The 14,263-nt window shown below is 63.4% G+C and carries 11 protein-coding genes and 1 pseudogene; 5 read left to right on the top strand and 7 right to left on the bottom strand.

Annotated elements, in window-relative coordinates:
• Positions 1 to 86: 86 nt before the first annotated feature.
• From J3A71_RS09555 to J3A71_RS09525, 7 genes are all read right to left on the bottom strand, one after another.
• On the bottom strand, positions 87 to 1,409 hold the full coding sequence (locus J3A71_RS09555; RefSeq protein ID WP_016488314.1) for an ATP-binding protein: 1,323 nt from the start codon (positions 1,407 to 1,409) through the stop codon (positions 87 to 89).
• A complete protein-coding gene (locus J3A71_RS09550; protein ID WP_016488315.1) occupies positions 1,406 to 2,089 on the bottom strand; it encodes a response regulator transcription factor in 684 nt (227 codons plus the stop codon). The genes J3A71_RS09555 and J3A71_RS09550 overlap by 4 nt, the downstream gene beginning before the upstream one ends.
• 119 nt (positions 2,090 to 2,208) lie before the next feature.
• Positions 2,209 to 2,772, bottom strand: coding sequence for a nucleotidyltransferase family protein (locus J3A71_RS09545; protein WP_060519303.1), 564 nt, complete (start codon positions 2,770 to 2,772; stop codon positions 2,209 to 2,211).
• Positions 2,769 to 3,740, bottom strand: coding sequence for an XdhC family protein (locus tag J3A71_RS09540; RefSeq protein WP_016488317.1), 972 nt, complete (start codon positions 3,738 to 3,740; stop codon positions 2,769 to 2,771). The genes J3A71_RS09545 and J3A71_RS09540 overlap by 4 nt, the downstream gene beginning before the upstream one ends.
• 2 nt (positions 3,741 to 3,742) lie before the next feature.
• Positions 3,743 to 4,954, bottom strand: coding sequence for a cytochrome c (locus J3A71_RS09535; RefSeq protein ID WP_016488318.1), 1,212 nt, complete (start codon positions 4,952 to 4,954; stop codon positions 3,743 to 3,745).
• A 2-nt stretch (positions 4,955 to 4,956) separates the two neighbouring features.
• Complete coding sequence (locus tag J3A71_RS09530; RefSeq protein ID WP_016488319.1) at positions 4,957 to 5,493, bottom strand: (2Fe-2S)-binding protein; 537 nt, start codon at positions 5,491 to 5,493, stop codon at positions 4,957 to 4,959.
• Positions 5,486 to 8,317, bottom strand: coding sequence for a xanthine dehydrogenase family protein molybdopterin-binding subunit (locus tag J3A71_RS09525; RefSeq protein ID WP_016488320.1), 2,832 nt, complete (start codon positions 8,315 to 8,317; stop codon positions 5,486 to 5,488). The genes J3A71_RS09530 and J3A71_RS09525 overlap by 8 nt, the downstream gene beginning before the upstream one ends.
• A gap of 536 nt (positions 8,318 to 8,853) precedes the next feature.
• Between J3A71_RS09525 and dsbD the strand changes: the two genes are divergently transcribed.
• The 5 genes and pseudogenes from dsbD (at position 8,854) to J3A71_RS09500 (ending at position 14,226) form a co-directional block, all read left to right on the top strand.
• The gene (gene dsbD, locus J3A71_RS09520) at positions 8,854 to 10,569 is read left to right on the top strand and encodes a protein-disulfide reductase DsbD (protein ID WP_060519307.1); all 1,716 of its coding nucleotides are present in this window, start codon (positions 8,854 to 8,856) and stop codon (positions 10,567 to 10,569) included.
• Entirely contained in the window at positions 10,569 to 11,405 is an 837-nt protein-coding gene (locus tag J3A71_RS09515) for a TlpA disulfide reductase family protein (protein WP_016488322.1), read from the top strand. The genes dsbD and J3A71_RS09515 overlap by 1 nt, the downstream gene beginning before the upstream one ends.
• A 1-nt stretch (position 11,406) precedes the next feature.
• Positions 11,407 to 12,165 (top strand): thiol:disulfide interchange protein DsbG, encoded by a 759-nt coding sequence (gene dsbG / locus J3A71_RS09510; protein WP_016488323.1) that lies wholly within the window; start codon positions 11,407 to 11,409, stop codon positions 12,163 to 12,165.
• 575 nt (positions 12,166 to 12,740) lie between these two features.
• The gene (locus tag J3A71_RS09505; protein ID WP_060519309.1) at positions 12,741 to 13,499 is read left to right on the top strand and encodes an ABC transporter permease; all 759 of its coding nucleotides are present in this window, start codon (positions 12,741 to 12,743) and stop codon (positions 13,497 to 13,499) included.
• Positions 13,500 to 14,226 (top strand): annotated as a pseudogene (locus tag J3A71_RS09500) (ATP-binding cassette domain-containing protein).
• Positions 14,227 to 14,263 lie beyond the last annotated feature (37 nt).

Raw genomic sequence — 14,263 nt, 5'->3', positions numbered from 1 at the left:
CCACAGGAATCGCACCGCTCTTGAAGCCTGTGCAGTACCTGTGGGAGCGGGTTCACCCGCGAAGAGGCCCGCCCAGCCGATAAACATCAATGCCCGGATCGCGCCGGTACTTGCAAGAGCACCCGCAACCCATCGCTACGGCTGTCAAAGCGCAGGCTACCCGCACACCGCTGCACGATCGCCTGGACAATCGCCAAACCCAACCCGCAGCCGCCACTCTGCCCATTGCGCCAGAAGCGCTCGGTCAGGTGCTCAAGGTCGCCTTCGGCAATCCCTGGCCCGTGGTCGCGCACCATGAAGCCCACCTGGCCGTCGGCCATCTGCACCTCCAGCTCCACCGCCTCATCGCCGCCATGGCGCAATGCGTTGTCCAGCAGGTTGCGCAGCGCGGCCACCGCCAACGGTGCGGGCATGCCCAGGTAGATTTGCGTGGCTTCTTCAGGCAGACGCAGCACGATGCGGCGGTTGTCACCCCCACCGGCGTCCTGCACCGCCTGGCGGGCCACCTGCTCGGCGCTGCACTGCACCCCATCCTCGAACGACAGGCTGCCTTCCACCCGCGCCAGCATCAGCAACTGCTCCAGCGTGCGGTGCATGCGGTCGGTGCCCTGCTCGGCATGCTCCAGCGCCTGCTCGCGCACCGCGCCATCGGTCATGCGTGCCACCTGCAGGTGGGTCTTGATGGCGGTCAGCGGGCTGCGCAATTCATGGGCCGCATCGTCGGTCAGGCGCCGCTCGCGCTCAAGGGTCTGGGCTATACGCAGGAACAGCTGGTTCTGGGTTTCCAGCAAGGGCTGCAACTCGCTGGGCATGCCCGCCACCTGCAAGGGTTCGACACTGTCCGCGCGCCTACGGCGCAACGCGTCGCGCATGCGGTTGAGCGGCTCCAGGCCCTTGCCCAGGCCAATCCACAACAGCCCCAGGCTGCCGAGCAGGGCCATCAGCACGGGCGCCGAAGCGGCCAGCAGGATCGACTGGTTCAGCGCCTCGCGCTCCATGTGCCGGTCGGCAGTGGTGATGCGCACATCACCGTGGTTGTAGGTGAAGGTGCGCCACAGGGCATCGTCGATGGTCTGGTCACGGAAGCCACTGCGCTCGTCGTCCATGGCGCCATCGTGCTTATGGTTGCTGGCAAGGATCTCGCCACGCAGCGAACTGACCTGGCAGGCCATGCCGTCCGGCACACTGAACTGGTCGGCGGAAAAGTGCGCCTCCCCGCCCTTGGCAGTCAGGGGTTGCGGCAACTGGTCGATCAGGCCGGCGACCATGCGCGCCGAGGCTACCAGGCGCTGGTCGAGGGAAAACATCATCTGCTGGCGCAGGTCACGCAGCATCCACGCCGCGGCCAGCGCCCAGATGATCACGAAAGCGCTGCCCAGAATCAGGCTCAGGCGTACCCGCAGGCTCATGAGGCGGCCTCCTCCGGGGCCTGCGCAGGGCCCAGCCGATAACCCAGGCCACGCACGGTCTCGACAATGCCGTTGCCCAGCTTGCGCCGCAGGTGGTGGATATGCACGTTCAGGGCGTTGCTTTCGACTTCATCGCTGAAGCCGTATACGCAATCTTTAAGCTGTTCACTGGACAGCACCCGCCCGGGGTTTTGCAGCAACGCCTGGAGCAAGGCCTGCTCACGGCGGGACAGGTCGACCGATTGGCCGGCCAGGGTCGCCTCGCAGCTGCTCGGGTCATAGCGCAACGGCCCGTGCTCGATCACATTCACCGCCCGCCCGGCCACCCGCCGCAGCAGGGTATGCAGGCGAGCGGCCAGCTCGCGCAGGTCGAACGGCTTGAGCAGGTAGTCATCGGCGCCGGCCTGCAGGCCATCGACGCGGTCGGTGACGGCATCGCGGGCCGTGAGTACCAGCACTGGCAGGTCCACACCCTGCTGGCGCAGGCGGCGCAGCAGCTTGAGGCCGTCTTCGTCGGGCAGGCCGAGGTCGAGGATCATCACGTCGAACTGCGCGGCCTGCAACATCGCCCGCGCAGCGGCGGCGTTGCCCACCCGGTCCACGGTCAGGCCCTGGGCGGTGAGGCCGGCGCAGATGCCGGCGGCGATCAGGTCGTCGTCCTCGCAGAGCAGAACGTGCATGGTGGGGCTCCCGGAGTGGTGTGGCTGGCATTGCACCTTGGGCGGATTAAGGGGGCATTATGGACCTTTGTGGGTGGGTCAGGGTGTTCGTCTTGGGTGCAGTGGTGAGCACCAGGGCCCTACATCAACCCCTGTGGCGTATCGACATCCAGCAACACCCCGGCATCTGCCAGTTCGATCACCACACAACTGCCCCGATTGGCCTGCACCACCGAGCGCGCCCCTTCATCGCCGGACAATTGCCCCAGCGCAGGCCAGAAATCACGCCCGAACATCACCGGATGCCCCTGCTGCCCCGCATGGCGTGGCAACACGATGGTCGAAGCCGCGGCCGCTGCGGCCAGTTGGCGCAAGGTTGCCGACTCGATCCACGGCATGTCACCCAGCAAAATGGCCACTGCCTGGGCATGGCTGTCGAGCAAAGACCGAGCGCCGGCCGCCAGGCTGTGCCCCATGCCCGCGGCCGCTTGATGGCTGATGACTACCTGGCAATCGGGGGGCAAGCCAAAATCCTCGGCCCGCTCACCTGCGCGCAATACCACGCGCACATCATCGAACACCGCCCGGGCTCGCTCCACGCTATGCGCCAGCAAGCTGCGGCCATCGGCCAGGGTGGCCCGGCGCTTGTCGGAACCGAAACGCGTACCGCGCCCTGCCGCCAGCACCAGGGCCACCACGCTCACAGCGCCACCCGCGCAATGCCGTTGCGCACCCGCAGGATATCGGCCAACACCGCCAGTGCGATCTCGGCCGGGGTCTTGCTGCCCAGGTTGAGGCCGATCGGGGCATGGATGCGGCCCAATTCCACTTCACCCAGGCCGCCGATGCGCTGCAAGCGCTCACGGCGCTTGTCGGAGGTCACCCGGGAGCCCATCACGCCAATGTAGAAAGCCTCGGTACGCACCGCTTCAAGCATCGCCAGGTCGTCGATCTTCGGGTCGTGGGTCAAAGCCACCACCGCCGTGTCGGCATGGCAACCGCCATGGTGGATAAACTCCGAAGGCAACTCGCGGCGCACTTCAACGCCGTCCAGCCGCACGCCATCCAGCACTTCGTCCCGCGGCTCGCAAAGGATGACTTCAAACCCCATGCCTTTGCCGAACTCGGCACAAAAATGCGCCACGCTGGAATAGCCGGCCAGCAGCAGGCGCTGGGCCGCGCCGACACGCAAGCGAACACAGGCTGCTTCCCGCTCGACGCGTGGTCCCTGGGAAGGGTCATCGGCCAGATGGCGGGTACCTTCGGGCAAGCTCACTTCACGCAGCACCCGGCGCTGGCCCTGCAGCGCGCTTTCCATCTCACGCAGGTGCGCCTGCACCTCGCACTCGGCCGGCAGGTTCTCCACCAGCACTTCAAGCACACCGCCACACGGCAAGCGGACACTCGAACGCGGGTCGCTGCCATCGCCGTAACGCACGATGGCAACCGGCTCCGGGAATTCACCCAGGGCCACGCGTTCGAGAAAGTCGTCTTCGACACAGCCACCGGACAGCGACCCCAGCCACTGGCCACTGGCATTGACAGCCAGCAGCGAGCCCGGCGCACGCGGCGCCGAGCCATAGGTGGCCAGCACCGTGCACAACCACACACGTTGCCCGTTGCACGACCACTGCAAGGCCTGACGAATCACCTGTAGATCGAGATGTTGCACGTTTACTCCGCCTTCAGCTCGGCGAGCTGCTGTACCTTCAGGTCACCGGGCAGTCCACCCCACGCCTGGCGCAGGTAGTTGACCATATCCGTCACCTGCTGGTCATCCAGCTTGTCGGCAAAGCCTGGCATTGGCTGCATGCGTTCAAAGCCGGTGAACTGCTGTTCACGAATACCTTCGAGGATGACCTTGACCAGGTTGCGCGAGTCACCCTGGCGCAGCACGGTGTTGCCCTGCATGGCCACGGCGATGTGCGGCTTGCCCTCGCCGTCGACACCATGGCAGCCGGCGCAGACGTTCAGGTACTGCTGGTGGCCGCGCTTGGCGCTGTCGCTCATCTGCTCCAGGGCAACTGCCTGGATGGCCTTGGCCGGCGGTGGCTGGTCGCCCAGCAGGTAAGTGGCCATGGCCGCCAGGTCTGCGTCTTCCAGGTGTTGGGTGCTGTGGTGCACCACCGGGAACATCTCGTTGAACATGCTGCCCTGGGCACTGATGCCGTGCTTGAGGAAGGTGGTCAGGTCTGGCTGGGTCCAGCCGCGTTCGGCCAGGTCCTGGGCCAGCAGGCTCGGCGCCAGGTAGCCGCCAAGCAAGCCACCGGTCAGGCGCTGGTCCTGCTGCAGCGCGCCGATGGGATTGCGCGGGGTATGGCATTCGCCGCAATGGCCCATGACCTCGACCATGTACTGGCCACGCTGCCAGGCCGGGCTTTTGCCTTCGGTTGGCTGCAACTGCACGCTCTTGCCATACAGCATGTTCCAGCCACTCAGGCCCATCCGCACATTGAACGGGAAGCGCAACGCGGTCTGCGGTGCCGGGCGGTTGATCGGCGGGATGGTCATCAGGTAGGCGAGGATCGCGTCCGAATCTTCACGCTTGATCAGGTGGTACGAGGTGTAAGGCATCGCCGGATACAGATTGGCGCCGTCCTTGCGCTTGCCCTCGGTGACTGCGGCGAAGAACTCGTCGGCGCTGTAGTTGCCGATGCCGTATTGCTTGTCCGGGGTGATGTTGCTGCCGTAAATGGTGCCAAACGGCGAATGAATCGGCAGCCCGCCAGCATACGGCGCGCCGCCTTCGGCAGTATGGCAGGCCATGCAGTCGGCCGCGCGTGCCAGGTATTCACCGCGCTTGACCTGGGCCTCGTCGGCCGCCAGGGCAAACGAACTGACGGCCAGACCCAGTGCCAACGCCCATGCGCTACGTACAAAGCCCATGCTCAACCCTCCTTGACCAGGCCGAGATCGTTGAGCACCTTGCGGGTAGCGTCGTAATAACGCACGTAGCCGGTGCAGCGGCAGATGTGGTGCCCGAGGCTGGCCTCGATGCGGTCTTCCACTTCGCTCTTCTTCAACGGCTGGCGCTGGGCCGTTTCCACCAGCACGGTAGCAGCGTTGACGAACCCCGGCGCGCAGTAGCTGCACTGGAAGGCGAACAGGTCAACGAACTTCTGCTGGATCGGGTTCAGCGTCAGGTTGCCGGCCTCGTCCGGTTTGGCGTGGCCCTCGATGGTGCGCACCTTCTTGCCCTCGAAATAGTGGGCGCCGGTGATGCAGGTGCGCACTTCCTCGCTGGTGCCGTCGGGGTTGTCGACGATCACCACGCAGGCGTGGCAGATGCCCTGGCCACAGCCCAGGCGCGAGCCGGTGAGGTTCTGGTGTTCGTGCAGGTAGTCGATCATCGCCAGGTCAGCGGGGACCTCGACCGGGCCGACCGGTTGACCGTTGAGGGTCAGTTGCAGTGGACGGTTAGCCATTGAGGGCCTCCTTGATACGGGCTGGGGTGATAGGGAGATCGCGCACGCGCTTGCCGATGGCATGGGCAACGGCATTGCCGATGGCCCCCACGACCGGGATCATCACCACTTCGGCGATGCCCTTGGACGGGTCGGTCGGTGACAGCGGCGGGAGAATTTCGCTGGTCTGCTGCCACACCGCCACGTCGCGCGCATGCGGCAGGCGGTAGCGGTTGAAGTTCCAGTCGCCCTCCCCGGGCCCACCCTCGTACAACGGCATTTCTTCTGTCAGCGCGTGGCCGATGCCCATGGCGATACCGCCTTCTAGCTGGCCCTTGACCAGCTCCGGTACCAGCACCCGGCCGCACTCGACCCAGCTGTGATGGTTGAGCACTTGCACTTCATGGGTGCCCTTGTTGACCTTGACTTCAACGAGGGTTGCCACCGGGCTGTAGTAGGTGACCATGGCGTTGTTCAGCTGGGTATCGGGGTAGGCTGCGTTCTGCCGGTCGAGCAGGTGGTAACCGTGGCTGCTCATCTGCGCCTTCTTGGCGCTCACTGCGCCATCGCCGTACTTCACCGCCACGGCGTCGAGCGGGAAGCGCTCGCGCACGCCGTCGATGACGAAGTCAGCCTCGGCCCAGCTCCAACGGTTGAAACCGTGCACACTGGCGCCGGTGACCAGGCCCATGTCGTGGGCCTTCTGTGCCAGCTGGGCGAACGGGATCGGCTGCAGGCCGTTACCGGTCAGCTCACCATTGACCCACACCGCGTTCTCGCGGCGCACCACCAGCGGGTTGGCCTGGCCGCCATGCGGGCCCTGGCTCCAGATGGCCATGGCCGCCGGCCACAGGCCGTGGTTGAACAGCACGCGCGCCGCTTCGCGGGTGGCATGGCTGAAGTAGAAGGCCGAGTTGGTCGCCGACGATGGCGACGCCAGCTTGCCCACCCAGCGCGGGTTGCGCAGCGCGGCATCCTGCTCGGGCTGGCTGATCAGGTACGGGTTGCCACTGGTGCTCAGTTGCAGCTCTGGCCATTCGGTGACCGCAGTCCTGACCTCGTCAGCCGAGCGGCCAAGGAAATCGCTGACCACCAGGGCCTGCGAGGTAGACATGCCGGTGCCCAGCTCGGTGCCGATGTGGCGCAGGCTGATGCGGCCCTCGCGGCTGAACTCAATGCTGGCCATCGGCGCCTCGGAGCCGGTGCCGAAGTCCTTCTGGCAAATTGCAAAGCCCACGCCGTACCAGTGGTCCTGGTCCTGCGCGTCCATCTGCTGCTTGCGCGTATCGCGGTTGCGCCACCCTTCATGCACGGCGGCCTTGTCGAGAATCTCGTACAGACGCAGCGCGCCCGCCGGCACCGCGCCCTGGGTGTTTTTCATGCCCGATTTCAGCGCGTTGGCACGGCGCAGGTCGATGGCATCGACGCCCAGGCGGCCGGCAATTTCATCGACCATCATCTCGGTGGCCGCCATGCTCTGCAAGGTGCCGTAGCCGCGCATGGAGCCGGCCTCGACACCGCGAGAATGGTAGGCGGTGACCGACAGGTCGTTCTGCGGCATGTAATAGATCGACTGCGCTGCCGTAGCCCCCACCGCAGCTACCGACGGGCTGTAGTTGATGCGCCCGCCGCCGTCGCAGCTCATGTCGGCGCGGAAGATCTTGAAGCTGTTGTCCTTTTTGTCCACGGCCAACTGGTAGCGGATATCGAAGGCATGGCGCTTGATGCCACTCTGGAACTGCTCGTAACGGTCGTTGGCCAGGCGGATCGGCACGCCGGCGCCATACAGCGCAGCCACGGCGGCGTAGAAGACGAAGATGTTGTTGTCTTTGGAGCCATAGCCCACGGTGTAACCCGGGTGCATGTTCAGCGTGTTCAGGGCGAAACGCGACGGCTTGATCATGTGCACGCATTCCTGCGCCACTTCGAACGGGCACTGGGTGGCGACCACGAAGTGCAGCGTGCCGCTGGCCGGGTCGTACCAGCCATTGCCGTTGTCCGGCTCCAGCGCGGCGGGTTCGATGGACGGCGTTTTGTAGCGCTCGTCGAACACCAGCCAGTCCTCGGGCGGGTTGTCCAGTTGCTCGGCCATGCGCTTGGCGTAGAACAGCCCCTGCTCGGTCAGGTCGCCATGCTGGTTGGGCTGTTTCGACCACACCGGCTTGCGGTTGAGAATGGTCGGGAACAGCATGGAATTCTTCAGGCTCGAGAATTCATCGTCGTCGAACGGCGTGGCACCGCCGACGCGCACGAAGCGGAAGCTGCCGTAAGGGTCGCGCTGGTACAGCGGTGCCTGGGCGCCGTAGCGGATCGCCTGTTCGTTGAACTGCAGCTTGCGTTTGGCCTGGCGGAAGCGCTCGAAGTCGTGCCAGATCAGGATTGCCACCGGGTGGCCAATGAACATCGGCACCTTGCCGGGCGGCAGCAGCGGGTCGGGCGAATGGGCCTCGGGCCAGGCGAGACCGTCTTTCTCAAGGTCGGCAGCGGTAACGATGCGGTCCGGCTGCAACTCGCTTCCGAGCAGGCTAAGGTCATGCCCGGCATAGATACGGTCGGCCTTGGTGGCCTTGAGCAGCAGCGCGTGGCCTTGCTGCGTTGGCCAGCCAGGCATGTCCTTGGCGCGGATATCGCGGGCGAACACCTTGTCGCCACACACCTTGGACAAGGCATCGTTACGGAAACGCGCCTTGCCGTCATGGTTCATCCACTTCTGCGGCGAGGTGGTGACGCGGTCCTCCATCAGTGCGGCGAACGCCTGGCTGCCGAGTGGCGCCATGGTCACACCGACACCAGCTATCAGCCCGCCTTGCAAGAAGGCGCGCCTGGAAATATCACGGTTGGACATGCTTGATCCTCTGGGCAGTGGGGGGCCTGCCCTATTTTTGATTCTAGTGCTAGCGGGGAAAGCTGACTTGTGCGTCAACTTTACAGCAAGTGAGTGGGGATAGGCAAAGTCAAGCCGACAATATGTCGCGGTGTGTCTGGGGTGATGGGGGATTGGGGGTGGGCTGTCAGGTGTTTGCCGGGGGATTCTTGGCGCCTGGGAGATCGAGCGCCGCCCGCGCGGCGCATCGCGAGCTGCGCTCGCTCCTACGTTTGTTTCGGGCCAGTTATTTCTGGGGGATTTGCGCGCGAACGCCTTGGTGCATGGCGCCATATCGCGTCGGACAAACAAGGCGGTCGCGCGCGCCCGTCACAGGCGTAACTGGCCGGAAACAAACGTAGGAGCGAGCGCAGCTCGCGATGCGCCGCGCGGGCGGCGCTCGATCTCCCAGGCGCTAAAAATCCCCCGACAAGCATCTGCCCAAAAACCAGAGTTAACCTTCCTTTAATCAACCCCAGCCAGCATGGCCCCATTCCTAGATCTGCCAAGGCGAAGACATGCGCGTCCTCCTGCTCTTCCTCACACTGCTTCTGGCCGGGCCGTTGCAGGCCAGCCCGTTCGATGTAAAACCGGACTTCCTGCCGGTCGACCAGGCCTTCGTGCTCACCCACGACCGCCAGGCCGATGGCCAGATGCGCCTGTATTTCCAGATCAAGCCGGGCTACTACCTGTACCAGAAGCGCTTGAAATTCGACGGCCTGCCTGCCGAGCAGCACCCGCAGTTGCCGCCGGCGCTCAACCACCATGACGAATTCTTTGGTGACAGCGCGGTGTACCGCGACCAGCTCGAACTGCTGCTGCCGGCCAATGCCCAAGGCCAGTTGCGCCTGGGCTGGCAAGGCTGCGCCGACGCCGGCCTGTGCTATCCACCGCAAACCACCCTGATCGAGCTGGGCGGCAGTGTGGCCCCAACCGCCGAGCAAGCCAGCGACCAGGCCCTGGCCAGTGGCCTGCAACAGGGCCACCTGGCCTGGAGCCTGCTGGCGTTCTTCGGCCTGGGCCTGCTGCTGGCGTTTACCCCCTGCTCGCTCCCGATGCTGCCGATCCTTGCCGGGCTGGTACTGGGCAATGGCGCCAGCGCCCGACGCGGCTGGCTGCTGGCCGGGGTGTATGTGCTGAGCATGGCACTGGTGTACGCCGCCCTGGGCGTGGTTGCCGCGCTGCTGGGTGCCAGCCTGCAGGCCTGGCTGCAGCAACCCTGGCTGCTGGGCAGCCTCGCGGGGCTGTTCGTGCTGCTGGCCCTGCCCATGTTTGGCGCCTTCGAGCTGCAACTGCCCGCCGCCGTGCGGGACCGCCTTGACCGCGCCGGGCAAGGCACCCGTGGCGGCAACCTGTATGGCGCGGCGCTGCTCGGGGCGTTGTCCGGCCTGCTGCTGGGCCCGTGCATGACTGCGCCATTGGCCGGCGCGCTGCTGTACATCGCCCAGAGCGGCGACGTGCTGCAGGGCGCGCTGGTGCTGTTCAGCCTCGGCCTGGGCATGGGCGTACCGCTGCTGTTGCTGGTAACCCTGGGCAACCGTTACCTGCCGCGCCCAGGCGCCTGGATGGACCGGGTCAAGGGCGTGTTCGGCTTCGTGTTCCTGGCCATGGCGCTGTATACCGTGCGCAGCCTGTTGCCCGCCACGCTGCTGCTGGCCCTGAGCGGCGCCTGGCTGATCGCCCTGGCCTGGGCTACTTGGCCGGCCCTGCAGCGCCTGCCAGCGTTGCGCGCCGTACCGTTGCTGGGCGCCCTGTGGGGCGGCCTGTTGCTGGTAGGCGCCGCAGCCGGTGGCGATGACCTGTGGCAGCCGCTGCGCCCGTTCACCGGTGGTGGTGGCGCGCCAGTCGCTGGCCAGCATGCCGAAGACAGCTTCGTCACGGTCAGCCGCCCCGAAGACCTGCAACGTGAACTGGATGCGGCCAAGGCTCGTGGCCAGTGGGTGATGCTCGACTACTATGCCGACTGGTGCGTGTCGTGCAAGGTCATGGAAAAACAGGTGTTCGCCCGCAGCGACGTGCAGGCCGGCCTGGCCGGGGTGCACCTGCTGCGCCTGGACGTGACCGCCGACAGCCCAGCCAGCAAAGCCTTGCTGCAGCGCTACCAGGTACCCGGCCCGCCCAGCATCATCTGGATCGGCCCGGAAGGCGACGAACGCCGCGCGCGGCGCATTACCGGTGAGGTGGATGCCGCCGCGTTCCAGCAACACTGGGCCCAGACCAGGAGCCAAGGCTGATGCTGACCGTAACCCTCGGGCCACTGACGATGGCCCTCAACCACCTGTTGATGCTCACCGCCCTGGTGATCGCCAGCGTGGTCGGCTGGTGGGTCGCCCGGCGTGGCGGCGAAAGCCCGGAATCGGCGCTGTTCAACCTGTTCCTGATCGGCCTGCTGTGCGCCCGTGCCGGCTTCGTGCTGGCCTACTGGCCGATGTACCGCGATGAGCCGTTGCAAATGATCGACATCCGCGATGGCGGGTTCCTGCTCTGGACGGGCCTTGTCGGCATCGTCTTTGGTGCCCTGTGGCAGGGCTGGCGCCACCCAGGCCTGCGCCGCCCGCTGGGCTGGGCGCTGTTCAGCGGCGCGCTGTTCTGGGGCCTGGCCAGCTTCGGCGGACATTTGTACAGCAAAGGTACCGAGCTGCCCGAACTGAGCCTGCGCAACGCTGGCGGCCAGCCGGTGGCGCTGCACAGCTACCGCGGCAAGCCATTGGTAATCAACATCTGGGCCACCTGGTGCCCGCCTTGCCGGCGCGAGATGCCGGTGCTGCAACAGGCGCAAGGCGAATACCCGCATGTGACCTTCCTGTTCGTCAATCAGGGCGAGACCCCGGAAAACGTCAGCACCTTCCTCGCCACTACCGGCCTGAGCCTGACCCACGTGCTGTTCGACGGCACCGGCCTGCTGGCCCAACGGGTCGGTTCCATGGCCCTGCCCACGACCTTGTTCTATGACGCCGACGGGCGGCTGATCGGCAGCCACCTGGGCGAGCTGTCCCGGGCCAGCCTGCGCCACGCCCTGGAACCTTTCGACCGGGCCACTGCGCCCGCCCCTGCCGCACAAGGAAACTGACATGCGACTGACTGCACTGCTGCCCCTGTCCCTGGCCCTGCTGGCCGCCCCGCCCCTGCAGGCCGAAGAGCTGCCCAAGGCGGTTCAGCAACTGCAAGCCAAGGGCGCCGTGATCAAAGGCAGCTTCAACGCGCCTGACGGCCTGCGCGGCTACGCCGCCGAGTACCAGAACAACGCCCTGGCCCTGTACCTGACCCCTGACGGCAAGCACGTAGTGGTCGGCAGCCTGTTCGACGAACAAGGCAAGGACCTTAGCGCCGAGCCGTTGGAAAAGCTGGTGTATGCACCGATGAGCAAAGCAATCTGGGCGAAGCTGGAGAAAACCGCCTGGATCGCCGACGGCAAGGCCGATGCACCGCGCAAGGTGTACCTGTTCAGCGACCCGAACTGCCCTTATTGCAACATGTTCTGGGAACAGGCGCGGCCGTGGGTGGAGTCGGGCAAGGTGCAATTGCGCCATATCATGGTCGGCATCATCCGCGAGGACAGCCCGGGTAAATCGGCGGCGCTGCTGGCTGCGAAAGACCCGGCCAAGGCACTGCAACAGCATGAAAAAGCCGGCAAGGCCAGCACGCTGAAGGCACTGGAGCAGGTGCCTGAGGCGGTGCAGCAGAAGCTGGCAGCCAACATGGCATTGATGGAAGAGATGGGGTTGCAGGCGACTCCGGCGATTTTCTATCAGGATGAACAGGGCAATCTGCAAAGCCAGCAAGGGGCACCGCGGCCAGAAATGCTTGGGAAGATTCTTGGCAAGCGCTAGTGCATGTCTTGAGTTTTGAGGTGCGGCATAGATCGTGGGCCGCCCTCTAAAGCTCAAGGTGAGCACCAACCCTACACCTGCCGTTGAGCACATCGGCCTAGCCCACCGCCGGCACGACTCCGCTGGCCGCCTAGGTCGATGGTCCAACGGCGCCGTCACACTCTATTTTTACATCTCGAAACAATGAATTCAGTGTCTCATCCAATAAACACCGCCCATCGTAAACAGCACATTCCCCACTGAATCACCTTTCTACCCTACGAAAAACACGGGCGAATCCTATACAAGAACAGGAAGTTTCCTAAAACTTCATTCAGTCATTGGACTCTCATCAGAAACATCCCGCAGAAAAACCTCACAGGTCCAGCCTCACTTCAAACAGCGGATACCGCGCTCAGCCAGCGGCCATTCACGCCAAACTTGACGCAACGCAAATATAAATCTAAACAGAGAGCACTCCGGCGACAGCAACTGCGAGGCAGACGTCAGCAGAGGCTCAATTGGCCATCGCCTCGACCAAGAATAAAAAGCACTTCATGACATAAATGAAGGCAATCAACAGAAGGGCCCTTCCCATGACCAGCAGCAGCCCACGCGCGCCTTCTAATACAGGAAGGCTCTATAACATCTCAAACATCTTGATAAAGGAGCACCTCCGAGAGCCTTCCAGTTTATTGTGGACTGCTTTCGCGCCGTGCATGCTGTTCTTTATCATGACCCCGAGTTTTCTGAATACAGACAAGAACACCCAACCCTATTTATTCTACGCCGGCTGGTTCTACGCCTACATTTCAGCAAACGTCGCTTTTTTTGGATTCAGCTTTTACCTGATTGGCAGAAGGGAAAGCGGCTTTATCCGTTCATTCATCTACCAGAAAGAATCCATTCGCCTTTTTCTTGCATCCCACATGATCAGCTATTCGATTCTAAGCGTCGCGTACGCCTCCTTCTTCTACCTGGTCACCAAGCCCATGCATGGAGCTTATTCAGGCCATGAATATTTGTACATCATGGCGTGTTTCTTTACCAGTTACCTGGGGTTTTCCTGTATTGGTTTCGCTATAGCCGCTCTGCCTATAACATTTGGAACAGCCGGCACTCTATTCTCACTGCTGTCATTCCTCATGCTGATGTCCAGCTACTTGGGCGCCATCACCAGTGAAACGCACGAACAATTGATCTCTCTGGTCAATCCCCTGTACGTGAGCACCCGCATTTTTCGTGGCGAACTTTCATTACTGGCAGTTTTCCCAGTGGCGTTCACCCTCACACTGGTCGGCTTTTGTGTGACGGCGAATCATTTCAGAATACAGCCCATCTGGAGTCGTTACTGAATGAGCATCCTTACCCTTGACAACCTGACTTTCTCGTACGAAGGCAACCCGCTGCTGCACAACCTCAACCTGCATCTTTCGCCAGGTGAAGTAGCAGGTATATTGGGGAGCAATGGCGCAGGAAAAACGACGCTCTTCGACCTGATTTGTAAACTTAGACAGCCCGACCGGGGGAACATCATCAACCGCGCCAAAAACCTGGCTTATCTTACACAAATTTTGACACCTCCCCCCCCAGCTACGGATGATTGAAATTTACCAGCTCATCAACAACTTGAATGCGTCGCCCAAACCCTGCCTTTCTGAGGCACTGGGTCGGCTTGACGCATGGTCGCCTGCGCTCTGCAAACGATATGCGGATATTTCAAAAAAGAAAGCGTCGACTTGTAGCTATGGCGAGATACGAAGTTTTTTCACGTTGACACTGTTGCTCATGGGCAGCGATCTGATAATACTTGACGAACCCACGGCTGGAGTGGATCCGGAATTCCGGCACTTCATCTGGCTTGGGATCAAACACGCCTGCAACGAAGGGGCCAGTGTTTTGGTTTCATCACACTATACGCCGGAAATCGCGACACACTGCGATCGGTTTTACATGCTTGCCCATCGTCAACTCGAAGCGTTCAATAGTGCAGACCAATTTCTGACTCGCTATCATGCGACTTCTTTCGATGAAGCCTTCATTAATGCTTCCACCCTGCTGGAGCAATCTGGGGCTGCCTAGCAACGCTGACACCTTAACCGCTTTGCAGTCTAAAGTT

The organism is Pseudomonas sp. PvP089, from assembly GCF_017875165.1.
Lineage (GTDB): Bacteria > Pseudomonadota > Gammaproteobacteria > Pseudomonadales > Pseudomonadaceae > Aquipseudomonas > Aquipseudomonas fortuita.
Note: the sequence above shows the minus strand (reverse complement) of the source record. Positions and strands in the feature narration are given on the sequence as shown.